Below are 26,421 nucleotides of genomic sequence, written 5' to 3' on the forward strand. Positions count from 1 at the left end.
CCACGAAACGGCACCAACGCTCATCCCGACTCTTTCCGCAGGACCACCCCCACAGGAGACATGACCATGGAAATCGTCATCAAGATCAACCGCGAGACCGGCGAGTGGTCGATGACTACGCCAACCGAGATCGAGTCGGGTGAGGAATTCGCCGAGTACGGCAAGATCACCGGCGCCGTGAAGGCGTACGCCGAGTGGCTCAAAGCCAACTAGCGCTACGCACGCGACAGCCCCGGTCACCCACGGCCGGGGCTGTTTGCTGCGTCAGTCCTCTACGTCTCGTGGGATCGCGTTGATCTGGTCCCGGAGCCTGTCCACGTTCCAGCGGTAGCGCCCAGAGGGCAGCGTGAGGTCAGGTTTGATCAGGCCCGCGGCTACGTAGCGTTGCAACGTACGCGCCGAGATGCCCAGCCGCTTGGCAGCCACCGTCGTGGTCACCAGCTCCTCGTCACCTGCCATGACCAGCACCTTAAGGCGTCAGAGTACGCCAAACGGGTGGCTTGTCGTGACAGTCACGCATTGTCGTGCTAAGTCGCTTGTTGTCGCCTCTGTCGCCAAAGTCGTCTACAGTCGTCGTATGGCGCAGGCGACTCGTGAACCCAGACCTGGGGAGAAGTGCGTGTGCGGGCAGCCGGCCGTCGTCGTCTACATCCGGCAACTGGGGGACGTGCCGTCCTGCCAGAGGTCGTGGCCGCTGACCGGTGGTCAGCACGGCGTGCGCACTTCGCGCGGGCCTCGATGAGACCTGGGGGTTCCATGTCCACTGTCCGCACGACTCTGGTCGTGATCGTTGTCGCCGTGCTCGCGCTGCTTGGGCCTGCGTTCACGCCGATGCCCGCCACCGGTGCAGGTGCGGTCATGGCTGCCCGCGCCTACCAGTTCCCGGAGTCCGAGCAGAGCGCCGCGAGAGCCTGCTACCGCGCAGAGCGGGAGCGCCGTGGTATCCCCGGTGACCGGGCCGGGTACATCGTGTGGTGGAACGCGCACGCGGGCACCCAGGCACGCGCCGACTGGACTGCGGCCTACCAGCGGTGCCAGGACCGGCACCTGTGGACGCAGGGCAAATGGAACTGGGACGCGATGGTGCGGGTGCGCTGACGCAAGTCAGCTACGCGCGGAACAGTGCCCGCCAGTCCATGCCCACCCAGAGGAAGTGCTGACCGATCCATAGCCACAGCCCTAGCCCGATGAACCACACGGGCGGGGCTGACTGGATCACGGGCCGCAGGTGGGCAGTCAGTTCGTTGTGCGAGCGCGTCACGAGCGTGACGGTCTCCAGCACGAAGAACGCCACGATCCACACTGCCCATGCGACGGTCCAGCCGTCGACTCGCCACGCGTCCCAGCTGGGCATCTAGGACGCCCCCTTGGTGGCCGCGTAGAGCGCCACAGGCAGGCTCACGAGCGGCCCAAGCACTGCCAGCCAGACATGCCAGGTGCGGTCGGCGCGTGCCTCCACGTGCGTCAGGCGCACCTGCGCCTCGGCGGTGAACGCGGCCACCTCCCGGTCAAGCTTCACCAGCAGGTCATAGAATTCGTCGGTGCTTCTAGCCATGGCGATCTCCCCTTACGGGACCGGCTGGACGACCAGCTTCTTCCACTGGAACGTGGCGGTGGTCCCGGCGCTGGCCTTGAACAGCTGTTGGCAGTTGTAGGTCGCGCCTGCCGTGAGGCCTTCGACCATCACCGCCCGGCCGAACGAGGCATCGTCAGCGCCCAGCACCGAAACCGCGTTGTCGTCGACCGCGGCGACCACGTCGGTGCCCGAGCCGATGGTGCCGCCGGTGCGGATCCGGAACGTCATGTAGGAGCGACCTGAGGTGCTGTTGTCGACGAACGAACTGTTGTGGACGAGCACCGTTCCGGATGCCGGGGCGACGAACGCGACCCCGCACGCCGTCCCACCCGTGAGGGTCGCGGTGTACGTCGTCGAGGTGGTGGAGCCGGATGCGGTCTCGGCGCTCGACTCGGCTACGCCGAGCACGTTCGCGGTGAGCCTCTGGCCTGCGAAAGCCATCGGGGTTCCTCCTATCGAGCCAGGTAGACGGGATCGGCCAGCACGATCGGGGTGCCGGCCGGGATGGTCTTCACGACCCCGTTGACCGGGGCCGCGGTGATCGTGAACGTCTGCGTGATCCCGAACGCCGCCGAGCTGCCCGCGATCGCGGTGACCTCGAGGACCACCCCGGCCGCCCGGATCTCCAACGGGAACTCGGCAGGGTCGACCGTCCAGCGGGGACCGGTGGTGGTGACGGTCATGGCGGTGTCGGTGCCCGCGACGAACGCCACGTCCAGCGTCGAGGAGTCGCTGTCCAGCCGTGCGATCCCGTCGTCGAGGACCGCGATGTGCCACGGCTCCTCCGGGGCGCACGCGAACGTGATGGTGTGCTGGTAGGCGGTGTCGAGCTTCTCGGTGTAGCCGCGGGCCAGTAGCGAGGTGTCGTCGTAGATGCGGGCCGCGGTCATGCCGGTGATCACGATCCGGTCGTCGACGTCGGCGGCGAGCACGTCCGCCGCGACGAGTGTCGCGCCGAGCTGGCCGAGCGCCGCGAGGTCCACGGTGACTGACGGGAACCGGTAGGCGTCGTTGGTGCCCAGGTGCACCAGCCACCCGGCCACGTCGGTGAGGTGCCCGTCCGCCTCGACGTTGACCGTGACGGCCTTCTGGTACAGGCCGACTCCGTTCGGGTCGGTGGCGGGGTCGTTGACGTTCAGCGGCCCGGAGGTCTGGGTGACGCGGGCTTCGCCGCCGTCGACGCGTTTGGCGGTCACGTCGTTGACGGTGTTCTTGTCGTCGGCCACCGGCGCCAGCGGCGGCGCGACGTGCCCAGCCGCGTAGTCGAGGGTGACCGTCGGGTCCTGGCTGTAGGACAGGTAGCGGGGCTTGTAGACGAGCGTGAGGCTGTCGCGGGCCTCGTAGAGGGTGCCGCCGTCCACCTCGGCGCATTCCTTCACCAGGTCCAGCGCCGGGGACAGGCCCTGCGGGCCCATGCGCGCGGTCCACAGGTGCGGGTCGATGCCCTCAACGGTGACCGGCAGGGCCTCCTCGTCGGCGATCCGCTGGATGCGGGTGCTGGCCGCTTCGCCGGTGAACGCCTGCAACGCGTCGGTGATCTGGACGTTCATGGACACGTTGGTGTGCCACACCGCGAGGTGTCCCACCGAGCAGCCGTCGAGGCCCTGGTTGACGATGCCGATTTGCAGCATGTCCAGGGTGCCGACTGTCAGGCCGGTGGCGGTGCCGCTGATGAACCCGGCCGCGCCCGTGTCGACGTCGTAGGTGGTCATGGCCCAGTCGACGTCGGCGCCGTTCTGGTCCAGTTCCAGCACCAGGTAGAAGCGGCGGCCGGCAGTGTTGAACCCGATCTGCCCGGAGTCGAACAGCAGCGTGCCGCCGCCGGCCTCGGACAGCGCGAACAGCTGCAGGGTGCCGTTGATGTCCTGCTGGATCAGCCACGACCCCACGGAGCCGCCGACGCCCTCGACGTAGATGGGGGTGCCGTTGTCGGCCGCGATCGGGTCGGGCACGTCGACGAACACGGCGATCTTGTAGTGGCCGGTCGAGGTGTGCGCGGGGATGCGGGTGCGCAGGATGCCCGCGTTCGTGATGGTCGGGATGGGCTCCGACGACGCAAGGTCAGCGTAGGCCGCCGAGTCGGTCTCGCCCTGCAACTGCACCAGCGGCGCGACGTCCGTGCCCACCACGGAGGTGTAGGCGACCGCGTCCTTGCCCTCTTCCATCGGCCAGTACGCGATCGGGGTATCCACGCTTGGGCCGGACAGGTAGCGGCGCAGCGGCGACTTGAGCGGCGCCACGCTCTGCTCCAGCCGGCGCAGCACCCCCGCGGCGTCGACCGGGATGGTCCAGATGCTGTGCGTGAGGTCCCACACCGGCTCCAACCGGGCGGCTTCCATCACGCACCGCACGTTGCCGTCCACCGTGACCCGCACCGGCTGGTTGCGGCCGATCAGCCCGAAGTACGGGCCCAGCGGGTTCAGCGGGTTGAAGTCGCCGTCACCGCCGTCAGGGCCGTCGTCGATGGTGAACCGCAGCTGCCCGGGCTGGATCTTCGCGCCCTCGCCGGACGCGCCACGCTTGATGGTGATCGGGGAGGTCTGCCGGACGCTGGTGGTCACGTCGACCCACACTCCGTCGATCTGGAGTTCGACGGTGACGTTGCGCGGCACGGTCGGGAAGGTCATGTGCCCAGCACCACCTGGACGTTGCCGCCCTGCCGCTGGATCGCCGCACGCAGCACCTCAACCAACGCATCGTCGAGCGCGGTGCCACCCGAGTTGATGGTGATGTCAGCGCCACCGCTCGCCCCGGCGGGCAGCACCCGTTCGCCGGCCTGAAGGATGGCCATCTGCTCGGTGCCCGGCGCACCCGGCACCACACCGCCGGTGTGCATGCGCGGGATGTGCGGGATCGGCGGGATGTCGCTGAACGGGTTCACCAGGTTGATGCCGTAGATCAGGTCGTTCGCGCGGTCGATAAACCAGTTCAGCCGGTCGATCACCCAGTTGATGGCGGACTTGAATGCGCCGGAGATGGCGTCGCCGATGCCGCCGAAGATCCGGCCGAACCAGTCCGGGATCCCGCCGAACCAGGACATGAGGCCGTTCCACCGGTCGCGGATCCAGCCGATGACGTTGCCGACGACTTCCTTCACGGTGTCCCAGTGCTTCACCAGCAGCACGATGATCGCGATCAGCGCGGCGATGCCAAGCACGACCCACGTGATCGGGTTGGCGAGCAGCGCCGACGTGAAGGCCCAGATCGAGGGGATCACGCTCGTGGTCAGGGTCGTCCACATCGTCTTCAGGGCAGGCACCAGGAACCCGGTGAGGCCACCGGCGAGGTCAGCGCCCGCCATGCCCAGCGCCTGCAGCCGCTCCGTGGTGGACAGCGACTCGTCATTCCACGCCATCAGCCCCTCGGTGACACCGCCGATGGTGTCGGAGAACCCGGTGAACCGGGTCTCGGCGGTGTCGGTGGACTCGGCGAGGGAATCGAACCGGTCGCCCGCCGACCGCATATCCGACGAAGCAGAGTCAACCTTGTCGGCCATGGACTTCGATGCCGCACCGACCTTGTCGAACGCGTCGGTCAGCTTCGACTCGTCACCAGCGAGGGTCATGGTGACTGTCGGCTTGCTTGCCATTAGTCACCCCCAGCGAAGCGTGAGGGTGACCCCGCGATGCCATCTCCGATGAATCGCATTAGTCCACCCCGATCCCTGCTTGACGAGCTACTTCGATCAACTTCTGTTCCAGGAGGACAACGAACTTGTCGTAGTTCGCGCCCAGGGCCGGGTATAGGTAGCGGCCCTGCTTGATGAATGGCCGGCGCACCGAACGGCTCCGGCCGACACGGCCACCGAAGTCCAGCCACGGGTAGTAGGGCGCCCGCTTGGAACCGCCCTGTACGCGCGTCTCCGTGCGCGTCGAGCGGGTCTTGATGGTGCCCGCAGCACGCCCGGTCCTGCGGGGTACGCGAGGCTTGGCGTAGTCAACGATTAGCTGTCCAGCCTCGTTGTGCGCCAGCCGCAACGCCTTCGGCAGTTCCGAGTCCAGCTTGCGGAGGTTCCGGCTGAACTCGGCAAGCCCCTTGATCTTGACTGGCTCGATCACCGGTTCACCTCCTCCGCACCTTCTTCGCCTTCTTCGCTTCGATCTCCTGCCGCTGCGCCTTCCGTGCGAAGTAGACGCCCCACCGCACGAACTCCTCGTTCGTCATGCCGTCCAACTCGGCGACCGTGCGGCCCAGCTTCTCCGCCAGGAAGAACGTGAACTCAGCGTCGGGATCGCTTTCGAGCTCCAGATACGCCGCTTTTCTGGGCACCCTCCGCGAGCCCGGACAGCTGCTGGATCGCGGTCAGCACAGCGACGCTGTCACCGGCCGGCGCGCTCTCCAGCCACTCAGCTACCTCCGCCACGGTCATCTCCGGCTCAACCAGCCCAGCCGCGATGAAGTGGTTGTCCAGCGTCGTAACCTGGTCGGCCTTGTCGGCACGCGAGGCTGCGGCACGCGCACGGGTGATCTCGCCCCGCGTCAGGCCGCGCACAGTCACGGTGCCGTCGCCAAGGTCGACTTCATCGGTGCGGTCGGTGCGCTTCCGCGCGAGCAGTGCCGCCTTGTCCAGTGTGGCCACAACGTCCCCTTACACCTGGCTCGTGACGACGCAGTCGCCCGTGTACTGAAGTTCGGCCGACCACCGGATCATGTCGCCCACCGGCGCCGACTCGGTGTAGCCGGTGATCACCACCGACACCGTCTTCATCGGCTTGCCCGTGCCGGTGCCCTCCGGCCGGTACACGAACACCACGGTCTCGCCGAGCTGGTCCTCGATCACGATCCGCGGCGTGTCCACCGTGCCCGACTCGTAGACCCCGCCGACCGTGCAGGTGCCGTCCTTCAGGCCACCCGAGTACCGCTTGGAGTTGAGACCGTAGGTGGTGGTCTCGTGCGAGTCCGCCGTCCGCTCCGGGTCGGTCGCGTCGCCGTACGCGGCCAGCTCAACCCCGTCCAGGGACCATGTGACGCCCTTGCCGTGTACTTGTGCCATGGGTCAGGCACCTCCTCGTCCTGCGATGTCCACTGTGAACTCTGCGCCGTACACGTCTTTGTTGTTGTAGGTGTAGGACCCGGTTACGGCCCTGGTCACCGTCACTTCGTCGCACGACGTGTAGGTGTTGCTGTCGGTGGAGTCCACCGCAGCCTTGATTGACTTGGCGCCGGAACCGCTGAGGTAGGCGGCCAACGCGTCGGCCGCAACACGATCGGGACTGCGTGGCACGAACACGAACAGCGGCACAGTCATCCTGTCGCTACCACGGCCATATGTCTGGTCGTAGGTAACCTCATCCGGCAGAACCACCACCGCGCACGGCAACGGCGGGTGGTCGATTGGGTAGCCGAATGCCCGCAGTCCGTCGATAGCATCGGCTTTGCCAGCGATCTCTTCCGCCACTGCTTGCACGTCCATCAGACCGCACCCCACTGTCGGACGTAGGGCCCGAGGACCACGGCGGCATCCGGATCCACCTTCGCCAAGATCCGCATCTCGCTGCCCTGGTCAGGGGATCCTGCGATGCCGAACGGAGCGTCCCGCCGTTCGAGGATCCGGTTGGCCTGCAACAGCGTTGCCTGCTTGACCGGGTCCGGAACTGTCGTCCAACCCCAGCGCCCTGAGACCTCCACCGCGTCGGTGTCGGCCGGAGCCGAGTCCAGGTAGAGCCGAGTCCACGGGCGCCCCTTCTGGGCCGCGTTGCGCGGGTGCATCGTGTACGTGGTCTCCACCACCAACCCCGTCTCGGTCATCAGGTCATCGATCTGGACCGCCCACTTGCACACGTTCCGGTCCCAGTACGCCGTGTAGGTCCGCGCTTCCGGTGCTGCCACAAGACCGAACTGGCGGTTGGCGTACCGGTCCACGGACCTGGAAGCGGCAGAGATGGCAAGGGCGATCTGCGCGTCGTCGATGGTGTCTCCAACGCGCAGGTACGCCTTCAGGTCTGCACTTGCGCAGTAGTCGGGTGCCCAAGCCATCTCCGCCCGCCTCCGCCTAGACCGCGTTCTTCAGCAGCGAGAACGACCACGGGTTCTGAACCACGCCGTCAGCGCGAGCCCACATCGTGTACTCGACCTGCCCTTCGTTCGCCCGGCTGTACGGGTTCACGATCAGCGTCACGTCCTGGACGCGACGGATCACGTAGCCCTCACGCAGGTCACCGAACGCGCCCCACGTCTGCGCCACACCATCGGTGTAGGTGGGGAACGCCTGGTCGATCACGATCGGGTGACCCAGCAGCATGAACTGGGGTGCACCCTCGATGCCGTCCGTCGACTGCTGGAGCAGCGGCCGGCCGTTGCCATCAACGAGGCCCTCCAGCAGCGCCATCGTGGCATCGTTGAACAGCCACTTGGCGCCGGTGCGGTAGTCCGGATCCACCGTGTGCTTCGCCGTCACTAGCTCCGCATAGGTCAGCGACGCGCCGGTGAACGTGGACGACGCGCCCGACGAGGTGGTGATACCGAACGGCTCGGTGGTGCCAGCGCCGTTCACCCAGTCCACGGCCTGGACACGCGCGATGCGCTCGCCCAGCTTGCGCCGAACCAGGCCCTCCACGTCGAACGCGCTGTCCTGCAACAGCTCGTAGCTCACACGCAGCGGAAGCTGCGACGCGCCCGGCGCCACGTACTTGTACGCGTTGAGTTCCTTCTCACCGAACACGAGGTCCGCGCCACCGGAAGCCGGGGCCGTGTTCTCGGCCGCGATCACACCAGTGTTGGCGGTGTCGTCGAGCGTCGGCCACGGCAGCCGCTCACCCTTCGAGGTGGTGATGGTCTCCGCCTCGTTCGCGAGACCACCGAACGCCTTCAGCCGCTCGGTGAGCTTCTGCCGGAAGCCCTCCGGGACGGTGTAGCCGCCAGCCGAATCGGTGCCCACGCTCTGCGCACGAAGCTCCGCGATGTCCTGGTTGGCCTGCCCGGTACGCAGGTACGCGTCGAACGCACGCTCCAGGGTGTCATCCTTCTTGGCCGCGCCGGTGTGCAGGCTGGTGGCCTGGACGGAGGTGTACGCCTTGTGGCGCTTCAGAACCTCGTCCTTCTGGCGGGCACGCTCCAGCTTGCCCTCAAGCTCCTCGTAGCGCTCAACCTGCTCTTCGGTCAGGTCCCCACCAGCAGCGTCCGCCTCATCGATGATCGCCTGGAGTGCGGCGAGGATTTCCTCAATCGTCATTTCACGCCCTCCCAAGGCGTACACGCGCGCGAGCGCGAATGAGTTGTTCCCTCTGCCGGGAGGTCCCGGAGAAGTCGTAGGACCGCAGCGACACGCCCGCACCCTCGTAGGCGGGGAAGGTCACGACGGACACGTCCAGCAGTTGGCTGACGCTGGTGTGGGTGCGGAGCTGACGGCCGTCGGGAGCGCGGTCCCAACGGTCCTTGCCGGGCAGGAACGCGAACGAGGCGCCGTTGATATCGCCTCGCTCCAGCAACTCCCGCAGGTCGTTGGCGTAGCTGGTGTTCGGCAAGTCCAGGTCGAACGGAAGCCCTTCGCTGTCCTGACTGATGCGCAGGGTGCCGGCCGACTGGCGAGCCAGCAGAAGATTCGCGTCATGGTTCACCAGCGCCCGGACGTCCGTGTCCGGGTTCTTCAGCACGTCGGTGAACGCGCCACGCTCCAGGGCCTCGTAGTGGCCTGGAACGGTCGCGATCTGACCGAAGACCGCCGCGTGACCCTCAACCTTGTTGCCGGTGATCTGGGCCCGCAGCTGGACATGGAAGCGGCTAAACGTCGCCGTTGCCATTGGGCTCCCCTTCCTGGGTTGGCTCTGGGGTGGCCGTAGGCGCAACCGAGCCAGGCGGGACGCGCGGGAGATCGGCCGAAGGGTCGGAGAGCGGAGGCATGTTGCGGATGCGCCTGGCCTCGTTCAGCGTGAGCAGGCCCGCGTTCACCTGAGCGATGAGCAGGTTGATTTCGTCCTCAGGAGACGGGCGCTCCAGAGAGGCAAAGTCGAACTCCGCGATCTGTCCGCCAGGAAGCAGGCGAGACAACCGCTGCTCAATCCGCCGAGTCCAGCCAAGGAGAGTGAACTGACGCAACCCTCGGTTCTGCTCTCCGATTCCGGTACCCCAGCTAGTGGCCTTTTCAGTCTGCATGAGGAGATGCGGCGGAACACCTGTCCAGCGGCTGATCTCCTCAATCTGAAACTGGCGGGACTCCAGGAACTGAGCGTCCACGGCCGACAGCGACCACTTCTCGAACTTCAGCTTGCGGTTGATGAATGCAATGGTGCCCGCATTCTCGGCACCCAAGACCTTGACCTGAAGGTCATCCTTCATCTCCTGGGCCTCGTCAGGCGTGACATCCTCATCGGGAGTCACCAGGCCCGAAATCAGCGCACCGTCCCGGAACATCCGGGCCGCAGACTCGTCACCGGCCAGGCCGGTCCCGATACCATTCCGGGCCCGCTCGACAAGCGACATTCCGCGCAGTCCGTCAAGCGACGGACCCATGATCTGAGTCATGGTGCTGGCGTCGTATTCGCGCGTGGAACCGTCGTCCAGGGTGACGGTGAACTTCTTACCTCCGGGTCGCTCCTCGTCCCATTCGACCGTGACCGCATTCGGATGCACCGGGAATGCGCCGGCAAGCGCACCGGCACCGTTGTAGAGGTGCAGAAGGAAGGCGTTGCCCTGGAGCACGAGATGCCAGACGACGGTTTCGACCCATTCGAACTGGGTCATTCCCTCCGGCCCGTTAGGCGTGTCCAGCCACGACTTGACCTGCTCACGCATGTCGTCGGAGGTGGTCCGCAGCGAGCGTAGGGAGAGGCTGGCGACGGTGCCCGCGATGAGTGAGCATGCCCGATACAACGCAGAAAGGGTGAGGGCAGTGTTCTCATTGACGGGCACACCAGCAGCCGACCTGACAAGGCCGAGGTACTCAGCCAGTCGCGGGTCGGAAATCGAGTACTGAGGGGCTGACCGCTTTTGCGAGCGGCGCCAGAAAGACCATCCCATCAGTTACAGCATATAGCACGGGTTAGACCCTATCGCGACGTGCGATGATTCCTCAGCGTAATGTCATGACTACAAGTTCTGGACGGGGTTTCGGCGGAGGCGGAAGGGTGCGCGCCAAATGCGTGGCGCCAGCCATCGAGTACGCCCCATCGATCGGGTTAGCGCCCTTGCGGGCAAACCGCCACGTGTCACCCATTCGCAGCTTCTGCGCTGCCTTCCCGTGGGCGTTCAGGATCTCGTCATCCGAATGCGCGATCAATTCATCCGTCACCAGCGCGGAGAACCCCATACACACCGCGGGCACGTCCGCCCGGATCTCCTGCACCTCGACACCTTCCGGCGCCGTGATATCCACAGCCACGGCCGCAGCCGGACCACTCGGGAACCAGCCGAACACCTTCGGCTTGACCCTCTCCACATGCCCAGGAAGCTCCAGGCGGAGCCTCTCCGTGCAGTCCTTCCCAGACCATGCCGCCACCGTCTCGACACGCACACGGCCATCTGGGAGGCAGGCAGCCGCCACCAACGTGGCGTGCTTGCCGTCCGGCGACAAGTCCAGGCACAAGGCCACCCGGTCCCGGTAGTCGGTCAGGGTGCCGGGGTTCTTGCACGCGTCCCAGCGGTCAGGGTCGATCGCCGGATCCAGCATCGGGACGGCCATGCACATGGCCTCTGTCTTGAAGCCTGCCAGTTCCTCGCCGCCGTTCTCCTCCGCCCGGACAGCGGCACCCAACAGGTTGTCCAGCTCCAGGCGCCGGCCAAGGTTCGGGTTGGCCTTCGCCAGCTGGCGCACGTCGGTTGGGCTGGCGCCGTCCTCAGCCGAGTACTCGAAGATGCCCAGACGCGGATCCCCCTCGCCCGTCTCCAGGTACTTGATGGCCGCCTCCCGCAGCGACTTCAGCACCACCGCCCGCGTGTCGCCCTGGTTGCTGATCAGGAAGGCTTGCGCGTCCGGCACCGCGTTCATGGCAGGGATAGCCGCGTTGTACGCATCCCACGAGTCGTGCTCACGCAACTCGTCCATCACCAGGCGGTGCACCGTCAGGGACCGGCCGCCACGGCGGTTCGAGGCAGCGATGCGGTACCGGCACTTGTCGGTGGTCGTGATCGTCTGCTCACCGTTCACCCGGCGCACACCGCCCTTGGCGGGGATGCGGTCGCCCAGCTCCGGCGTGTCCTCTGCCAGGGCTAGCGCCTTCTCCCAAGACTCCAGCGCATACGACACGTTGGTGGACGTGCCGAGCACCAGCGGACGCATCTCCTCGAACAGCCAGAACAGCGTCAGCACCACGAGTAGTTCAGTTTTTCCGTTCTGTCTCGCTACTAGGACAAGAACTATCCGGAACCGTGGACGACCATCCGGCAACAGCTCGCCAGCGTGAATGGTCAACCATTCCTGCCACGGATCCAACGGGCGCCCGATGCGCTTAGCGAACTCGCAGGCACGGAAACCGTACGAAGTTTCCGGGGTTAACTCCACCAGCGGCGGAGTCCAAATCCGCGGCTCGACAGAACCGAGAATGCCCAGGTCAGGAGCAGGATCGAGGGCAGCCGACACGGCAGGCTCCAAGCGGGGGAGAAAAAACGGACAGGTACAAGCGGGTGTCCAGTGGGCGGGGGTTTTCAACTTTTGACCCGCCCGCGGGTCACCAGTCGGTCATGACTCGCGGTTGCGGTTTGTGTTTGGTTGGGTCACCGATGTGCAGGTTGCAGGCAGCGCAGGATGCGACCAGATATCTGGGGTCGTCGCCTGTGGCTTTTCTGCCCAACGTGTGGTGCACGTGGGTAGCGTGCTGGGTGCACACCCCCGGCACCCGCACCCTGCACCGGTACCCGTCCCGGGCCAGTACCGCCGCTCTGATGCGGCGCCATCGGCGGGTGGACCCGCCCCGCCAAGACTGGCTCATGCGGGCTTCCTGAACGGCAGCACGTTGTCCACGTGCTCGACGGGCACCAGCCAACCTCTGTGGTCCAGCTCTGCCGGCACCTCAGTCGAGTGCAGGCAGTAACCCAGCCTCGCTGGGTCTCCGGTACAGGGGCAGTCCTGAGGGCTGCCACACACCCACGTGGTCCACTGGTGCGAGGCTTCAGCGGTTGCCTCGCACACAGGTGAGGTCCGGGACGGAAGGGGAGTGGAGTCCGGCACCGAACGCTGGGCAAGGCGGGCCGCTTCCGGCCCCGCCCAGTCAGGTATCTGGTCAGGCGACGAATCCGCATACGGCGGGTATTCGTCGATCTGCTCCCAGGTGAGTCCTCCGATGGTGTCGGACTCACACTGTGTGTCGCCGATGAGCGAAGGCGACACCTGGTCGTCGTGGCCAGCAATCTGGTCGGAGGCCAGATTCTGGCTTCTAGTAGGAGTATGGGTATTAGTGTCTCGTTTCGAGACGTCTGGATTCTGGCTATCCCAGTCTCGGACCCGTGAGAGTGCCCGCAGGGCCTCCACGTTCAACGACATCAGGTTTGAGTCGTTGTAGCGCTGCGTCTTGCTGAGTAGGCCGCGCTCTGCGGCCGTCGCGGTGTGCTTCTTGACCGTCGACTGGCCTTGCCCCGTGAGGGCGGCCAGGGTCGGTACCGTCACCCAGGTCTGCGGCTTGTCGCCCTGAATGTGGGCGATCTCCAGGAGGACATGCTTCAACCCGGAGGGCTTGATTTCCGCGTGTCGGACAAGGTCCCTCAGAGCCCAGGCGCTCATGTGTACGGCCCCACAATGTGCCTGGCGTACTCACGCGCCAGGGTCGTCACCTTCACCATGCGGCCAGCTTTGGCCCCACGCCGAGCCAGCAAGCCTTCAACGGCGCATCGGTCAATCTGGCCCTGACACGTGCGCTCTTGGAGGTCGGAGGCTGCCAGCATCACGGCTACCACGTCCGACCGCGTGTGCCACTGGTCATCGGCCAGGAGGTCCATTGCTGCCCGCCAGGCCGGCGCGATGCGCTCTCCCACGAGCGGATTCCAGACATCGCTCATGCCGCACCTGTCTCGGTGACTGGAGCAAGCAGGGCCGCGATCTTGGCGCGCTGTTCCTCGGTGAGCGGCGGGGCTTTCGCCACGATCGCCGACACGTACTCGTCAAGCGCCATGTATGCCCAGTCCTGGGCAGCCTTCTGGGTGTCCGGGTGGTCCGCGCCAAGGTGGCGGGTGAGGATGGCTTTGCGTCTAGCCGCGCTGGTCTTCTGCTGAGACATCTGCAACCTGCGTTCCGTATGTGCTCGCGTTACGTGCGTTGCTGGTTCCGATCACGGCCAGATAACAACCGCGATGTGAGAGAAGATAAGAACCGACCCCATATGGTGCGAGTTGACACGCGCCCGCACCGGTACATAACCAGAGTACCCAGCGCCTTTTGCCTACCCTGACCTGCGCAAACAGAAAGCCCCGGATGCTCCGGGGCTCTGGTAGTAGGTGTGGTTGGCCGTGCACGGTTACCCCGGCGGATGGCACCGGAGGCATCCGCATTCCCCGCCCTCAGCCTTCCAGCCGAAATGCACCGTCCGATGGTCGAAGTAGCCGCCACCCGACTTGCGACCGTGAGGAGCCTCCAGAATCTCAACCGTCAACAGCGCGTCCAGGATCGCGCGCTGACGATCCATGTCTGCATCCCGGAACGCCTCGCCGGGGTCCTCGGCATCGGCCACACCGGCCAAGGCGCTACCCGCCTGCACGTGGCCAAGTTGCGCCTTCACTTCGCTCATAGCGTCCTGGATTGGCTTGTTGGAAGCCTTGAACTGCTCGGCCGTCATGCCGCTGTCCGGGTCGCCGAAAGCTGCCGCGACCTGTTCGGCGCGTGCCTGGAGCACGTTCAGCCGCTTCAGCAGCGGTCCCGCGTCATCGCGCGGCGTGAGCAGACCTGTCCCGTGCTCGCGCAAGTAGCTCTCGACGATTGCGAGTATGAAGCTGTCGATGGGTTCCGCCACGCGCCACTGGCACCTGTCCGTCTTGCACCGGTAGCGCGCCTTACCAGCCGCGGATTGCCCCCCGCCCTGCATCAGGGCGCCGCACTTGCCGCACCGGTACAGGTGCGTACCCAGCAGCACCTTGGACACGCCACGGTGTGTCAGGCGTGCCGGATCACGCAGCTTCGCTGCCAAGGCCCGCCATGTCTCTTCCGGAACGATCGGTTCCCAGTTCGCCTTGCCGACGATCCGGTCACCGTTGCCGATCAGGCCCGCGTTGCGGGGACGCAACAGCATCTGGCGGACCTTCGAGCCGTTCCACTCCGTCCCGGTAGAGGTGGTCAACCCGCGCTCGTTCCACGCCTGGAATACGGACCGGATGGAGTCGCCAGCGAGGATGCGTGTCGCAGCGTCCCGGATGGCGTCGGCTTCGCTCGCCCGATGGGTCACGCCGTCAGGCTCGAAACCGAACGGCCGGGGCCCGCCGATCCAGCGCCCGTCAGCTTGTGCCTGCGCCCGCTGTCGTCGCAACCGTTCGCCCTTCTGCTCTGACTCGTGCCGCGCCACGGCCCCGATGATCCTCGCCGTCATCCTGCCGGATGCGGTGGTCAAGTCCAGTTCCCCCGCGCGCACCGTGTGTGTCGGCACGTCGCGCGGCTCGCACAGAGTGATGTAGCGCTCCAGTTCGGCTTGTGAACGGTGCAGCCGGTCCGCGTGCCAGGCGACCACGGCCGTGATCCTGCCCGCTCCGATATCGGCTAGGAGCCGCTCGTAGCTAGGTCTCTTGCGCCCGCTGTATGCGGACACGTCGTTGTCGGAATACATGGACACGACTGGCCAGCCCAAGCGTTTCGCCAGGTCGCGGCAGTCCTGCTCCTGTCGGTCGACTCCCAGGCCGGCGCCCACCCGGTCACGGCTGATGCGGACGTAGATACCCACCTTGCGAACGGTCATGGATAGAGTCTACAGTGGTGTTCCGTTCAGACGAAGCAGACGTGCACGATCCGAGTCTGCCCGATCGCCGCCACGCGCTGAGTGCCACGTCCGCCACGGCGACCAGCTCCGCCTCCGTGGCGCCGTCGCGGGCCTGGACCGACATGCCCTGGATGATCGCGCCGAAGAAGCGGGCCAGCGTGGGGGGGTTGCGCCGAGCCCGCGCGGCGCAGGTAGTCCTCGATCAGCGACAACGTCCTGGTGCGGTGGGCGGCCGTCGCCTTCTCGATCGAGCTCAGGTCGGGGGAGAGCCTGCCCGGCTGTGTGAACTCGCGTGCCGCCGCCACCAGGAACGCGTGGACGGCGTCCTTCGACGCGGGTTCGGTCAGCTCGCCCACCGCGCGTGCGCCGGGGCCCGCCCGGTAGCGGTCGAGGCAGGCCTCGTACAGGCCCTCCTTGGAGCCGAACGCGTTGTAGATGCTCGGCGGTGTCAGCCCGGTCGCCGCCTGCAGCCTGCCCGGGCTTGCGCCTTCGTAGCCGTGCCGCCAGAACACGGTCATCGCCTTGTCGAGCACCTCTCCCAGCTCGAGACGGGGATGAAGGCGCTGGTCACCGGGGCTTCGCGGGGTATCGGACGGGCGATCGCGGTCGGGCTCGCGGAGGACGGGGCGGAGGTCGTCGGCGTCCACTACGCCGCGAACCGCGCCGCCGCGTCGGAGACCGCCGCGCTCGTCGCCGCGGCGGGCGCCAAGGCGGTGCTGGTCGAGGCGTCGCTGAACGTCGACGGGGTGGTCGGGGCGCGCCGCATCGCCGCCGAGTGGGAGGGCGACCTCGACGTGCTCGTCAACAACGCGGGCATCGACGCCAGGCAGCCGTTCGGGGAGGTCGACGAGGAGAAGTACCGGCGGATCATCGAGATCAACCTGACCGCGCCGCTGTTCCTCACGCAGGAGCTGGCACCCCGGCTGCGGGACGGCGGCCGGATCGTCAACATCACCACCGGCTACACGCGGATCGCCGCGCCGACGCACCCCGCGTACGCCGCCGCGAAGGCCGGGGTGAACAACCTCGGGCTCGCGCTCGCGCCGGTGTTCGGGCCGCGCGGGATCACGGTCAACGCGGTCATGCCCGGGATCATCGACACCGACATGAACGCGGACTGGCTGCCGGAAGGGCGTGCGGAAGCCGCCGCGTACTCGGTGTTCAACCGGGTCGGCACACCGGCGGACGTCGCGCTGGTCGTGCGGTACCTCGCCTCCGACGCGGGCCGCTGGGTGACCGGTCAGGTGATCGACGCGACCGGCGGCTCGGCACTGTGAACGGGCAGCACGCTAAGGGTGCATGCGCGCGCCCCTGACCACCTTGTCGACGGCGTTGCGTGGCCCGTGCACGGCCAGCCCCACGAGGTCGAGCCGGTCCCGTGGGACGGCCCGCACGGCCGCCCGGTTGTCCTCGTCGTTGCCGGTCGCGAACAGTTCCGCCGTGAACACCGACGTCGGCAACCCGCGGGACACCGCCCGGCCGTGCGCGGCGGTCAGCACCTGCGCCGACGCCTCGAACACGAGCACGGGCTGGCCGAACATCGCGAGGTACTTGGTGCCGTCGGCGTCTTCGTAGGGCTCGCCGATCAGCTCCGGCACGGCGGCCGCGACGCCGCTGACCAGGAACGCGCACACGTTCAGCCGCTGCCAGGTCGGCAGGTCGTCGCGCACGACCACGGCGATCTTGGTGGGGAAGCTCATCGCGTCACGATCCGCCGCCGAGGCCTGCGCGGTCTTGTACGTTCCTAACCATGGGCCCCGAGATCACGGCGTGGCGCCCGAACGTGGCCGGCATCCACGAGGTGTTCCACGCGCGGTTCACCGACCACGCGTACCCCTCGCACACGCACGACGCCTGGACGTTGCTGATCGTCGACGACGGGATGGTGCGCTACGACCTGGACCGCCACGAGCACGGCGCGCTCCGCGACCAGGTCACGCTCCTGCCGCCCGGGGTCCCGCACGACGGCCGGTCGGTGCGGCCGGAGGGCTTCCGCAAACGGGTCCTGTACCTGGCGAGCGACACGTTGACCGGGGTCGGCGCGGCCGTGGACCACCCGTCGCTCGCCGACCCGCTGCTGCGGACGCGGATACACCAGCTGCACCGGTCGCTGCGGACCGAGGACCTGGAGGCGCAGAGCCGGTTCGCGCTGATCCGCGACCGGCTGCGGCAGCACCTGAACGGCACCGACGCGCCGCAGCCGGTCATGGCGACGACCGCGCACCGCTTGCGTGAGCTGCTGGACGCGCACCTGCCCGACACCCCGTCACTGGACGAGGCCGCCGCGGTCCTGGAAGTGCACCCGGTGTCGCTGGTGCGCGCGTTCAGCCGCGAGTTCGGCATCCCGCCGCACCGGTACGTCACGGGCCGTCGGCTGGAGCTGGCGCGCCGTCACCTGCTGGCCGGGCACCCGGCCGCGGAGGCGGCGACCATGTCGGGCTTCTACGACCAGGCGCACCTGACGCGCCACTTCACGAAGCTCCTCGGCGTGAGCCCGGCCCGCTACGCGCGAACGCCCTGAAGGACGCTTTCGGGGCACTGAGCGTCCCGAAAGCGTCTTTCCTGGCATCGCCTAGGATCGCGGGGTGGTTGACCTGCGGCATCACGGGGATGTGGACGCGGAGCCGGGCCTGCGGGACTTCGCGGTGAACGTCCGGGGCACGGCCCCGCCCGGGTGGCTGCGTGAGCGCCTCGTCGCCGCACTGGACCGGCTCGGCACCTACCCGTCCGCGGCCGACGACCGCCGGGCCCGCGAGGCCGTGGCGAGACGCCACCGCCGCCACCCCGACGAGGTGCTGGTCCTGAGCGGCGCCGCGGAGGGTTTCGCGCTGCTCCCGGTACTGCGCCCGAAACTGGCCGCCCTGCTGCACCCGTCGTTCACCGAGCCCGAGGTGGCGCTGCGGGACGCGGACGTGCCGGTCCGCCACGTCTTCGACGGGCAGGTGCCGGACGACGCGGACCTGGTCGTCGTCGGCAACCCCAACAACCCGACGTCGCGGCTGCGGCCCGCCGACGAACTCGCGCTGCTCGCCCGGCCCGGCCGGGTGCTGGTCGTCGACGAGGCGTTCATGGACGCGGTGCCCGGCGAAACCGAGTCCCTCGCGGGCACCGACCTCCCGGGCCTGCTGGTACTCCGCAGCCTCACCAAGACGTGGGCGCTGCCCGGCCTGCGTGCCGGGTACGCCCTCGGTGCCCCGGACCTGTTGGCGCGGCTGGGGAAGCACCGCCCGCACTGGCCCGTCGGCACCCTCGCGCTCGAAGCCGTCACCGCGTGCTCGGAGCCGCACGCGGTCGCCGAGGCCGAACGGGCCGCCCACGAACTCGCCGAGCACCGCGTGTGGCTCACGGCCGAGTTGAACCGGCTGCCCGGGGTGCACGTGTACGAACCGGCTGCCGCGCCATTCCTGCTGCTACGGGTGCGTGACGGCGAACGGGTCCGCGCCGGGCTGCGGGATCGGGGGATCGCGGTCCGGCGCGGCGACACCTTTCCCGGGCTGACCGCCGACCACCTGCGCGTCGCGGTGCGCGAACCAGCCCGGTGCCGCGACCTGTTGACCGCGCTCGCGGAACTCACCACGGAGGTGTTGACGAAGTGACGACCGTCGGTGACGTCGTCGAGGTGCTCGAAGCGGCCTACCCGCCCGCGCTGGCCGAGTCGTGGGACGCGGTCGGGCTGGTGTGCGGCGACCCGGCGGAGCGGGTGGACCGCGTGCTGGTCTGCGTCGACCCCGTTGAGTCCACAGTGGACGAAGCGCTGGCGGTGGAGGCGGGGCTGGTGGTCGCGCACCACCCGTTGCTGCTGCGCGGCGTGCACGGGGTGCCCGCCAGCACGCCGAAGGGCAGCCTCGTGCACCGGCTGATCCGCGGCGGCGCCGGGCTGTACTGCGCGCACACGAACGCGGACTCGGCGAGCCCCGGTGTGTCCGACGCGCTCGCCGAGGCGCTGGGCCTCACCGTCGTCGGGCCGATGGACCCGACGGAAGACGGCGTGACCGGCATCGGCCGGATCTGTGAGCTGCCCGAGACGGAACCGTTCAGCGCGTTCGTCGAGCGGGTCGCGGCCGCGCTCCCCGCCACCGCGGCGGGGGTCCGCGGTGCGGGCGACCCGAACCGTCCCATCAGGACAGTCGCGGTGTCCGGCGGTGCGGGCGACTCCTACCTCGGGGCGGTCGCGCGGCTGGGGGTCGACGCCTACGTGACCGCTGACCTGCGACATCACCCGGCGAGCGAACACGCGGCCGTCGCCGGCGCGCCCGCGCTCGTCGACGTGGCGCACTGGGCCAGCGAGTGGCCGTGGTGTGAACAGGCGGCGGCGATCCTGCGCGACGCCTTCGGCGGTAACGTCGACATCCACGTGTCCACTCTTCGCACCGACCCCTGGACCGTCGCGGCGGCCAGGTAGTACCCGGAGGTTCCAGGGTGAAAGCCGATCCCGCAGTGCAGCGCCGACTTCTCGAGCTGGCCGACGTCGACGCCGAGCTGGCCAGGATCGACCACCGGCGCAGGACGCTGCCCGAGCTCGCGGAGATCGCCGAGGCCGAGCAGACCGTGCAGGCGCGCAAGGACGCGAAGGTCGCGAACGAGACCACCCTCGGCGACCTCGACCGCGAGGTGAAGCGGCAGGAGAAGGAGATCGACGCGGTGCGGGCCCGTGAGGACCGCGACCGCGCGCTGCTGGCGGGCGGGACCGTGAACGCCAAGCAGATGACCGACCTCGAGCACGAGCTGAACACGTTGGAGCGCAGGCAGGCCACGCTCGAGGACGAGCTGCTCGAGCTGATGGAGCGGCGCGAGGCGGTCGAGGCGGACGGGCAGCACGCCGCGGTCGAGCTGGCGAAGGCCGAGGAGGTGCTCGCCGACGCGGCGGGCAGGCGGGACCAGGCGTTCGCCGACCTGGAGACCGCGTGGGCGCGGCGGTCGGAGGACCGGTCGAAGCTGGCGCCGGAGTTCCCGGAGCCGCTGCTCGCGATGTACGAGCGGGTGCGGTCGAACAAGGGGATCGGCGCGGCGCTGCTGCGCGCCCGGCGGTGTGGCGCGTGCCGGATCGAGCTGGACCGCAGCGCGATCTCCCGCATCTCCGGCACGGCCGCCGAGGAGGTCGTGACGTGCGACGAGTGCGGCGCGATCATGGTCCGCACGGCGGAAAGCGGCCTGTGAAGGTCACTGTCGAGGCTGACGGCGGCTCGCGTGGCAACCCGGGCCCGGCCGGTTACGGCGCCGTGGTGTTCTCCGAGGGCGGGGACGTGCTCGCCGAACGGGCCGAGAGCATCGGGATCGCGACCAACAACGTCGCCGAGTACCAGGGCCTGATCGCCGGGCTGTCCGCCGCGCGGGAGCTGGCGGCGACCGAGGTCGCCGTCCGTATGGACTCGAAGCTGGTCGTCGAGCAGATGTCCGGCAACTGGCAGATCAAGAACGCGGCGCTCAAGCCGCTCGCGGCGGCCGCGCACGAGGTGGCGGCGTCGTTCGACGCGGTGACGTACACGTGGATCCCGCGTGCCGAGAACGCGCACGCGGACCGGCTCGCGAACGAGGCCATGGACGGTAAGCCGTCCCGGTCCGAGCAGCCCGCGCCGATGGACACCACCGCGCCCGCGCGCTGGACCGGTGCGACCGGGACGCCGACCCGGTTCCTCCTGCTGCGGCACGGGCAGACCGAGCTGTCGGGGGAACGCCGCTACTCGGGCCGGGGTGACGTGGCGCTGACCGACGTGGGTCAGCGGCAGGCGAAGGCGGCGGCCGCCCGTCTCGCGCACATGGACTTCGCCGCGGTCGTGTCGTCGCCGTTGACCAGGGCGCGGCAGACGGCGGAGGCGATCGGCCGCCCCGTGGCGGTCCACGAGGGCCTGGTCGAGGCCGACTTCGGCGCGTGGGAACGCCTGACGTTCGCCGAGGCGGCGGCCAGGGACCCGGAGCTGCACCGCCGCTGGCTGGGCGACCCGGGCGTGGCGCCGCCGGACGGGGAGAGCTTCGACTCCGTACTCACCCGTGTGAGGGAAACTCGCGACGAACTCGTCCAGCGGTACGCGGGCGAGACCATCGTGGTGGTCAGCCACGTCACGCCCATCAAGTCCCTGCTGCGGCTCGGGCTGGACGTCGGGCCGTCGCTGCTGTTCCGGCTGCACCTGGACCTGGCGTCGCTCTCGGTCGTGGAGTGGTATCCGGACGGTAACGCTTCGGTACGCCTGGTGAACGACACTGCTCATCTGTCCGTGTGACCGGTGCCGGACCTCCGGCGGTCAAGATCCACTTCGGGGTTACCCTGGTGGGGCGGACGAGTCGGCAGGGCGGTCGCGGCGGGTGAAAGCCCGTCGAGGAAAGTCCGGACTCCGAAGGGCAGGGTGGTTGCTAACGGCAACCCGGGGTGACCCGCGGGACAGTGCCACAGAAAGCAAACCGCCTGGTACGACCAGGTAAGGGTGAAAGGGTGGTGTAAGAGACCACCAGCACCCCGGGTGACCGGGGTGGCTAGGTAAACCCCACCCGGAGCAAGGCCAAGAGGGAGCCTCCGGGCTCCTGCGCAGGCGTTCGAGGGCGGCCCGCCCGAGCCTGCGGGTAGGCCGCTAGAGCCTGCCGGCGACGGCAGGCCCAGATGGATGACCGCCCACCGGCCGCGAGGCCGGGGACAGGATCCGGCTTACATGCCGGCTCGTCCGCCCGCCGAGGAGCAGCACGCCGTGTGCGGCTTTTCGATCACGATCGCCCACCCCGCGAAGGATGGCCGATTGTGCATGAGTCACAGGGATTGCGCCGAACGGGGCAACGGTGCGGGGCCGGTGTGGCGAACACGCCTCTCCTTGTTCCGCTAGGCCAAACGAGTTAACGCAGTTCAGTGGGAGCGGGTTGACCCCGCCGTCTCCACACCTACAGTTATGTGTCGCCGCCGCAGGCGGGTGAAGATCCGCGCAGTTTGGTCCGGATGAGTGGTCGATGCGACTTACCGGCCATTCCAGCCGCATCATGTGTGTGGTCAGATGGCACGTCCGAAGCGCCGAGGAGAATACGAGTGCACCAGATGTGGATCTACGGAGCGCCGCCCCGTCACTACCCATCGTGATGCGGGCGTGCTCTACTCGTCTACGAACGCACAACAGCGGGACGCTCCGCGCACACGGGAGTCAACAACATGATCGCCATGACCACCTTCGAGCTCGCCCAGGAAACCGGTGGTTTGGGCACGACAAACGTCCGCGACTGGATCCTCAACAACATCATCCCGTTGCTGCTGCTCGTGGTGGCCCTGCTCCTGCTGTGGCTCGGCGGCGGCAAGGGTGACAACGCGGGTGTCATGCGCCGCCTGGGCGGAGTGATCGTCGCACTGGCCATCATCGGGTTGGCGGTGACCACGGACGCCGGCAAGAACATCGGCACGTGGATCGCCGGCCTCTTCACGGGCTGAGCAGAGGGCAGCAGTGCGTATACGTACCGACGACGAGGTTTACCGCGTCGACGCCGTCTGGCTCGGGCCCCCGCGGGCGACGATGCCGTGGCGGGCCCGCTATGTGGCGTGGGGCGTCGGTGTCTTCGTCTTCCTGATCGTGCTCACCGTGGAGCGGCGCCTCGGAATCGATCTGTTCTGGTCGATCGCGTGGGGCATCGTCATCACGATCCTCGTCACCAGGATGATCACCTCGAAGATCAGCCACGAACGGCCGCTGTCCGCGGTCGCCGCCATGTGGCTGCGTGAGCTGACCGCCCCGCGTGAGGCAACCGCGGGGGAGGGCGGCGCCGTCAGCGCCACGAGGGTGCGGGTGAACACGACGCGGCCGCGTAAGCGGGCGAAGGCGTCGAAGGCGGCGAGGTCGGCGAAGCCCGCGAAACCCTCGAAGGCCGCGCGCAACCGGGCGCGGGCGGACCGCGCCCGTGCGAAGGCGAGGCAGCGGCGCGGGCCCAGGCAGCAGCAGACGAAACGCGGGAGGGGTGGCGGTGTTCGCACGCCGACGCAAGCGGGCGCCTGAGGCGCACGTTCCGTACCCGCCGGCGGCACCGGCCACGGGGATGCCCCACGCCCGGCGCCAGCAACCACAGCAGCAACAACTCCACCGGGGCCGGCACGCGGCACCGGAGTACGACCTGCCCGACCCACCCATGGCGAGACAGGCGAGACAACAGCCGGCGCAGTACCGACCAGCCGCCGACAGCAAGCGCAACCGACGTCTCCCAGGGGAGCAGTCCATTCCGACGTACACCCCGTCGATCGCCGCACGGAGCATCGACGGCCACCTCCTCCGCAACGGCACCGACGTGTTCGCGTGGTACCGGCTCGCGCCCCAGCGCTGGTCGTTCCGCTCGGACTCGCAGCGCCAGGACCTCATCGCGGCCATCGCGGGCCAGTACGCCGAGCTGCACGGCCGGTGGCTGCACCTGCGCGTCACCACCCGGCCGTACCCGATCCGCATGTGGGCCGAGGCGCACGTGCACAACGCGGTCAACCGGCTGCCCGACGCGGCGGGCGCGCTGTCCTTCGACGACTACCTGATCGGTGAGCAGCAGCAGCTGCTCGGCCGGTCGATGGCGGAGAAGGAGGTGTACCTGGGCGTCCAGGTGCAGACCCGCAATATGGTGGACCGCGCGGTCGAGCGCGCCGCGCCGCTGCTGCGCCGGATCTTCCCGGCCGCGGTGGACGCCGAGCTGCTCGCCATCGACTCCGAGGTCGAGCACCTGGACCAGGTGATCGCCTCCGCCGGGCTCGAGGGCCGGCCGGTGACGGCCGAGGAGATGTCCTGGCTGATGCACCGCTCGTGCTCGCTGGGTCTGCCCGCGCCCCGCAACCTCCCGGCCGTGCCGGGCGCGGCGTGGGAGCCGGAGGACCTGGCGTCGTTCACCGACGCGGCGGACTTCCACCAGGAGCCGTACTCGCCGACCGTCACCGTGCGCGGCCGCACCGGCTCGAACGCGGGCATGACCCGGCACGTGGCGGTGCTGACCGTGGGCCAGATGCACGGGCTGCAGATCCCCGAGATCGACGACCCGTGGGTGCAGCACTCGGACCGGCTCGCCGCCTCGGTGGAGTGGTCCGCGCGCATCTACGTGCGGCGGCCCGAGGAGGTGTCGGGTGAGCTGCAGCGGCAGATGAACAAGGTCCGCTCGCAGGTCCGGCACTACACCGACGAGCACGAGCTGGAGCCGCCGCAGTCGCTGGCCCGGCAGGCGTCGCGGGTGCTGGAGATCGACGACGAGATGACGTCGGGCTTCACCGCGCTGGCCACCCGGGTGCGGTCGTGGTGGCGCTGCGCGGTGTCCGGCCCGACCGAGCGCGACGCGCTCCGGCTCGCGCAGCAGCTGCTGGAGCTGTACAAGCCGAAGGTGGCCATCGAGCACCCCGAGGCGCAGTACGCGCTGGCCCGCGAGTTCATCCCGGGCGAGCCGCTGGCGTCGTCGGCGTACATGCGCCGCGGCTCGGTGGTGTGGGCCGCGGCGTCGGTGCCGACCGCGACCGCCGAGGTGGGCGACCGCCGCGGCATCCTCCTCGGCGAGACCGTCACGGCGACCCGGCGCCCGGTGGCGTGGGACCCGTGGATGGCGCAGGAGATCCGTGACGGGTCCGGGCTGACCGCCATGGTCGCCGGGCTCGGTGGTGGTAAGTCGTTCCTCGGCGGTGGGGTCGTCTACAAGACGCTCCGTGCCGGTGCGCACTGGACGATCCTGGACCCGTCCGGTCCGTTGACGAAGCTGTGCGACCTGCCGGAGCTGCGGCCGTACGCGCGGCCGATCAACCTGCTGAACGCGCAGCCCGGCATCCTCAACCCGTACCGGGTGGTGGCGGAGCCGCAGTTCGAGCACTTCGTCGAGGAGGACGACCCGGAGCGGGCGTGGCGCCGGGAGAAGGCGCTCGCCGCCGCGACCCGCCGTCGTCTCGCACTGGACGTGCTGACCGGGCTCCTGCCGTACGACATCGCCCGCATGCCGCAGACCAGGATCGTGCTGCTGCGTGCGGTCCGCGTGGTCGGCGGCCGCCCGGACGCGGACCCGAGCCAGGTGTTCGAGGCGCTGCGGCGGGACGCGTCGGAGCACCACGAGCACGCGGTCGTGGTCGCGGACTTCCTCGACGAGATGCGGGAGCGGATGTCGCTGCTCATCCCGGAGAAGGACGCCGACCCGTACACCGAGCAGCGCGACGACCGGCTCACCGTCATGACGATGGCCGGGCTGACGCTGCCGAAGGACGGCGTGGGCCGCGAGCACTGGACCGACGCCGAGTCGCTCGGCGTGGAGATGCTGAACCTGGCGGCGTGGCTGACGCAGCGGTCGATCTACGAACGGCCGAAGGACACCCGCAAGGGCGTGTGGATCGACGAGGCGTTCTTCCTGTCGGAGGTGCCGACCGGTCGCGTGCTGATGAACCGGTTCGCGCGTGACTCGCGGAAGTGGAACGTCCGGGTGCTGCTGTCGTCGCAGATCCCGGCGGACTTCCTGCGCATCCAGGGTTTCGTGGCGCTGCTGGACTCGGTGTTCGTCGGCCGTCTCGACGACGACCAGGCGCAGGAGGACGCGCTGCGGCTGCTGAAGGTGCCGGTCGGCGCCGGGTACGAGCAGGTCGTGGCGTCGCTGGGCCGCCGCCCGGGCGGCCACCGCGACACGGTCCGCGACACCGCACCCCGCCAGTTCATCTTCGCCGACGGTGCCGGTGGCGTGGAACGGATCCGCATCGACCTGTCCGGCCCGCACCTGGACCACCTGCGCGCGGCCATGGACACCACCCCGGACGCGCTGCGCGACGCGGGCCCGGGCGCGGTCCTGCCCCCCGACTCGCACGCCCCGGAGATCCCCGGCGACGAGGAAGCACCCCCACGCGACGGCGCGGTCGACGACGAGGGCCGCTACGACGACGAGGAGTTCGAACTCGAGGCGGAGTTCGAACTGGGCCTCACCGAGGACGACCCCAACACGGATGTGGACCCGTCCGGCCCCCCGGACGGGTCAGGCAACGGCAAGAAAGCAGGTAAACGCGGACGGGTCGATGCCGCATGACTGAAGACGGCGGCCATCGACGCGCGAGCATTCACCCTCCCCGGGGCT

Annotated in this window: 31 protein-coding genes and 1 other RNA gene; 12 read left to right on the top strand and 20 right to left on the bottom strand. The window is 68.6% G+C overall.

Annotation, left to right across the window (positions count from 1 at the left end):
- Positions 1-60: 60 nt before the first annotated feature.
- On the top strand, positions 61-213 hold the full coding sequence (locus ACIBVP_RS29515) for a hypothetical protein (RefSeq protein ID WP_396109600.1): 153 nt from the start codon (positions 61-63) through the stop codon (positions 211-213).
- A gap of 51 nt (positions 214-264) precedes the next feature.
- Here ACIBVP_RS29515 and ACIBVP_RS29520 read toward each other — a convergent pair whose 3' ends face one another.
- The gene (locus tag ACIBVP_RS29520; RefSeq protein WP_396109601.1) at positions 265-459 is read right to left on the bottom strand and encodes a MerR family DNA-binding transcriptional regulator; all 195 of its coding nucleotides are present in this window, start codon (positions 457-459) and stop codon (positions 265-267) included.
- A 297-nt stretch (positions 460-756) separates the two neighbouring features.
- Between ACIBVP_RS29520 and ACIBVP_RS29525 the strand changes: the two genes are divergently transcribed.
- Positions 757-1,098: a hypothetical protein gene (locus ACIBVP_RS29525; RefSeq protein ID WP_396109602.1), complete on the top strand. Its 342-nt coding sequence runs from the start codon at positions 757-759 to the stop codon at positions 1,096-1,098.
- 10 nt (positions 1,099-1,108) lie between these two features.
- Here ACIBVP_RS29525 and ACIBVP_RS29530 read toward each other — a convergent pair whose 3' ends face one another.
- From ACIBVP_RS29530 to ACIBVP_RS29615, 18 genes are all read right to left on the bottom strand, one after another.
- Positions 1,109-1,354 carry a hypothetical protein gene (locus ACIBVP_RS29530; RefSeq protein WP_396109603.1) on the bottom strand — a complete coding sequence of 82 codons (246 nt, stop codon included), beginning with the start codon at positions 1,352-1,354 and terminating at the stop codon, positions 1,109-1,111.
- Positions 1,355-1,555, bottom strand: coding sequence for a hypothetical protein (locus ACIBVP_RS29535; RefSeq protein ID WP_396109604.1), 201 nt, complete (start codon positions 1,553-1,555; stop codon positions 1,355-1,357). It abuts the gene before it with no gap.
- Between the two features lie 12 nt (positions 1,556-1,567).
- Positions 1,568-2,017 carry a hypothetical protein gene (locus ACIBVP_RS29540; RefSeq protein ID WP_396109605.1) on the bottom strand — a complete coding sequence of 150 codons (450 nt, stop codon included), beginning with the start codon at positions 2,015-2,017 and terminating at the stop codon, positions 1,568-1,570.
- A gap of 11 nt (positions 2,018-2,028) precedes the next feature.
- Positions 2,029-4,203, bottom strand: coding sequence for a hypothetical protein (locus tag ACIBVP_RS29545; RefSeq protein ID WP_396109606.1), 2,175 nt, complete (start codon positions 4,201-4,203; stop codon positions 2,029-2,031).
- Positions 4,200-5,141, bottom strand: coding sequence for a hypothetical protein (locus ACIBVP_RS29550; RefSeq protein ID WP_396109607.1), 942 nt, complete (start codon positions 5,139-5,141; stop codon positions 4,200-4,202). The genes ACIBVP_RS29545 and ACIBVP_RS29550 overlap by 4 nt, the downstream gene beginning before the upstream one ends.
- Before the next feature lie 82 nt (positions 5,142-5,223).
- A complete protein-coding gene (locus ACIBVP_RS29555) occupies positions 5,224-5,634 on the bottom strand; it encodes a hypothetical protein (RefSeq protein WP_396109608.1) in 411 nt (136 codons plus the stop codon).
- Positions 5,635-5,795: 161 nt separating this feature from the next.
- Entirely contained in the window at positions 5,796-6,155 is a 360-nt protein-coding gene (locus ACIBVP_RS29560) for a hypothetical protein (protein ID WP_396109609.1), read from the bottom strand.
- Between the two features lie 9 nt (positions 6,156-6,164).
- Entirely contained in the window at positions 6,165-6,569 is a 405-nt protein-coding gene (locus ACIBVP_RS29565) for a hypothetical protein (protein ID WP_396109610.1), read from the bottom strand.
- Between the two features lie 3 nt (positions 6,570-6,572).
- A complete protein-coding gene (locus ACIBVP_RS29570) occupies positions 6,573-6,989 on the bottom strand; it encodes a hypothetical protein (RefSeq protein WP_396109611.1) in 417 nt (138 codons plus the stop codon).
- Positions 6,989-7,552, bottom strand: a complete 564-nt coding sequence (locus ACIBVP_RS29575) for a head-tail connector protein (RefSeq protein ID WP_396109612.1) — start codon at positions 7,550-7,552, stop codon at positions 6,989-6,991. Before ACIBVP_RS29575 ends, ACIBVP_RS29570 begins: the two co-directional genes overlap by 1 nt.
- 16 nt (positions 7,553-7,568) lie before the next feature.
- Positions 7,569-8,747 carry a phage major capsid protein gene (locus ACIBVP_RS29580; protein ID WP_396109613.1) on the bottom strand — a complete coding sequence of 393 codons (1,179 nt, stop codon included), beginning with the start codon at positions 8,745-8,747 and terminating at the stop codon, positions 7,569-7,571.
- Position 8,748: 1 nt separating this feature from the next.
- The gene (locus tag ACIBVP_RS29585; RefSeq protein WP_396109614.1) at positions 8,749-9,315 is read right to left on the bottom strand and encodes an HK97 family phage prohead protease; all 567 of its coding nucleotides are present in this window, start codon (positions 9,313-9,315) and stop codon (positions 8,749-8,751) included.
- Positions 9,296-10,531, bottom strand: coding sequence for a phage portal protein (locus tag ACIBVP_RS29590; protein WP_396109615.1), 1,236 nt, complete (start codon positions 10,529-10,531; stop codon positions 9,296-9,298). The genes ACIBVP_RS29585 and ACIBVP_RS29590 overlap by 20 nt, the downstream gene beginning before the upstream one ends.
- Before the next feature lie 52 nt (positions 10,532-10,583).
- Entirely contained in the window at positions 10,584-12,089 is a 1,506-nt protein-coding gene (locus ACIBVP_RS29595; protein WP_396109616.1) for a terminase, read from the bottom strand.
- A gap of 345 nt (positions 12,090-12,434) precedes the next feature.
- Positions 12,435-13,226 carry a hypothetical protein gene (locus ACIBVP_RS29600; RefSeq protein WP_396109618.1) on the bottom strand — a complete coding sequence of 264 codons (792 nt, stop codon included), beginning with the start codon at positions 13,224-13,226 and terminating at the stop codon, positions 12,435-12,437.
- 271 nt (positions 13,227-13,497) lie between these two features.
- Complete coding sequence (locus ACIBVP_RS29605) at positions 13,498-13,719, bottom strand: hypothetical protein (RefSeq protein ID WP_396109619.1); 222 nt, start codon at positions 13,717-13,719, stop codon at positions 13,498-13,500.
- Positions 13,720-13,956: 237 nt separating this feature from the next.
- Positions 13,957-15,381, bottom strand: coding sequence for a recombinase family protein (locus ACIBVP_RS29610; protein ID WP_396109621.1), 1,425 nt, complete (start codon positions 15,379-15,381; stop codon positions 13,957-13,959).
- A gap of 26 nt (positions 15,382-15,407) precedes the next feature.
- Positions 15,408-15,935 (bottom strand): TetR/AcrR family transcriptional regulator, encoded by a 528-nt coding sequence (locus ACIBVP_RS29615; RefSeq protein WP_396109622.1) that lies wholly within the window; start codon positions 15,933-15,935, stop codon positions 15,408-15,410.
- Between the two features lie 21 nt (positions 15,936-15,956).
- On the opposite strand from ACIBVP_RS29615, the gene ACIBVP_RS29620 reads away from it, so the two are divergent.
- Positions 15,957-16,679, top strand: a complete 723-nt coding sequence (locus ACIBVP_RS29620; RefSeq protein ID WP_396109623.1) for an SDR family oxidoreductase — start codon at positions 15,957-15,959, stop codon at positions 16,677-16,679.
- Between the two features lie 12 nt (positions 16,680-16,691).
- Here the strand turns inward: ACIBVP_RS29620 and ACIBVP_RS29625 are convergent, their stop codons facing one another.
- On the bottom strand, positions 16,692-17,102 hold the full coding sequence (locus tag ACIBVP_RS29625; RefSeq protein ID WP_396109624.1) for a DUF2000 family protein: 411 nt from the start codon (positions 17,100-17,102) through the stop codon (positions 16,692-16,694).
- 50 nt (positions 17,103-17,152) lie between these two features.
- Here ACIBVP_RS29625 and ACIBVP_RS29630 point away from each other — a divergent pair, with 50 nt between their 5' ends.
- From ACIBVP_RS29630 to ACIBVP_RS29670, 9 genes are all read left to right on the top strand, one after another.
- Positions 17,153-17,923, top strand: coding sequence for an AraC family transcriptional regulator (locus ACIBVP_RS29630; protein WP_396109625.1), 771 nt, complete (start codon positions 17,153-17,155; stop codon positions 17,921-17,923).
- Between the two features lie 64 nt (positions 17,924-17,987).
- Positions 17,988-18,998: an Rv2231c family pyridoxal phosphate-dependent protein CobC gene (gene cobC / locus ACIBVP_RS29635; RefSeq protein WP_396109626.1), complete on the top strand. Its 1,011-nt coding sequence runs from the start codon at positions 17,988-17,990 to the stop codon at positions 18,996-18,998.
- Complete coding sequence (locus ACIBVP_RS29640) at positions 18,995-19,804, top strand: Nif3-like dinuclear metal center hexameric protein (RefSeq protein WP_396109627.1); 810 nt, start codon at positions 18,995-18,997, stop codon at positions 19,802-19,804. The genes cobC and ACIBVP_RS29640 overlap by 4 nt, the downstream gene beginning before the upstream one ends.
- Positions 19,805-19,821: 17 nt before the next feature.
- A complete protein-coding gene (locus tag ACIBVP_RS29645; protein ID WP_396109628.1) occupies positions 19,822-20,559 on the top strand; it encodes a zinc ribbon domain-containing protein in 738 nt (245 codons plus the stop codon).
- Positions 20,556-21,620 (top strand): bifunctional RNase H/acid phosphatase, encoded by a 1,065-nt coding sequence (locus ACIBVP_RS29650; RefSeq protein ID WP_396109629.1) that lies wholly within the window; start codon positions 20,556-20,558, stop codon positions 21,618-21,620. The genes ACIBVP_RS29645 and ACIBVP_RS29650 overlap by 4 nt, the downstream gene beginning before the upstream one ends.
- Positions 21,621-21,677: 57 nt before the next feature.
- Positions 21,678-22,058, top strand: an RNA gene (gene rnpB, locus ACIBVP_RS29655) — RNase P RNA component class A.
- A gap of 470 nt (positions 22,059-22,528) precedes the next feature.
- A complete protein-coding gene (locus ACIBVP_RS29660) occupies positions 22,529-22,801 on the top strand; it encodes a hypothetical protein (RefSeq protein ID WP_396109630.1) in 273 nt (90 codons plus the stop codon).
- A gap of 13 nt (positions 22,802-22,814) precedes the next feature.
- Positions 22,815-23,360: a hypothetical protein gene (locus tag ACIBVP_RS29665; protein WP_396109631.1), complete on the top strand. Its 546-nt coding sequence runs from the start codon at positions 22,815-22,817 to the stop codon at positions 23,358-23,360.
- Between the two features lie 130 nt (positions 23,361-23,490).
- On the top strand, positions 23,491-26,373 hold the full coding sequence (locus ACIBVP_RS29670; protein WP_396109680.1) for an ATP-binding protein: 2,883 nt from the start codon (positions 23,491-23,493) through the stop codon (positions 26,371-26,373).
- Positions 26,374-26,421: the final 48 nt, after the last annotated feature.

This window comes from Actinophytocola sp. NPDC049390 (assembly GCF_044466355.1).
GTDB lineage: Bacteria > Actinomycetota > Actinomycetes > Mycobacteriales > Pseudonocardiaceae > Actinophytocola.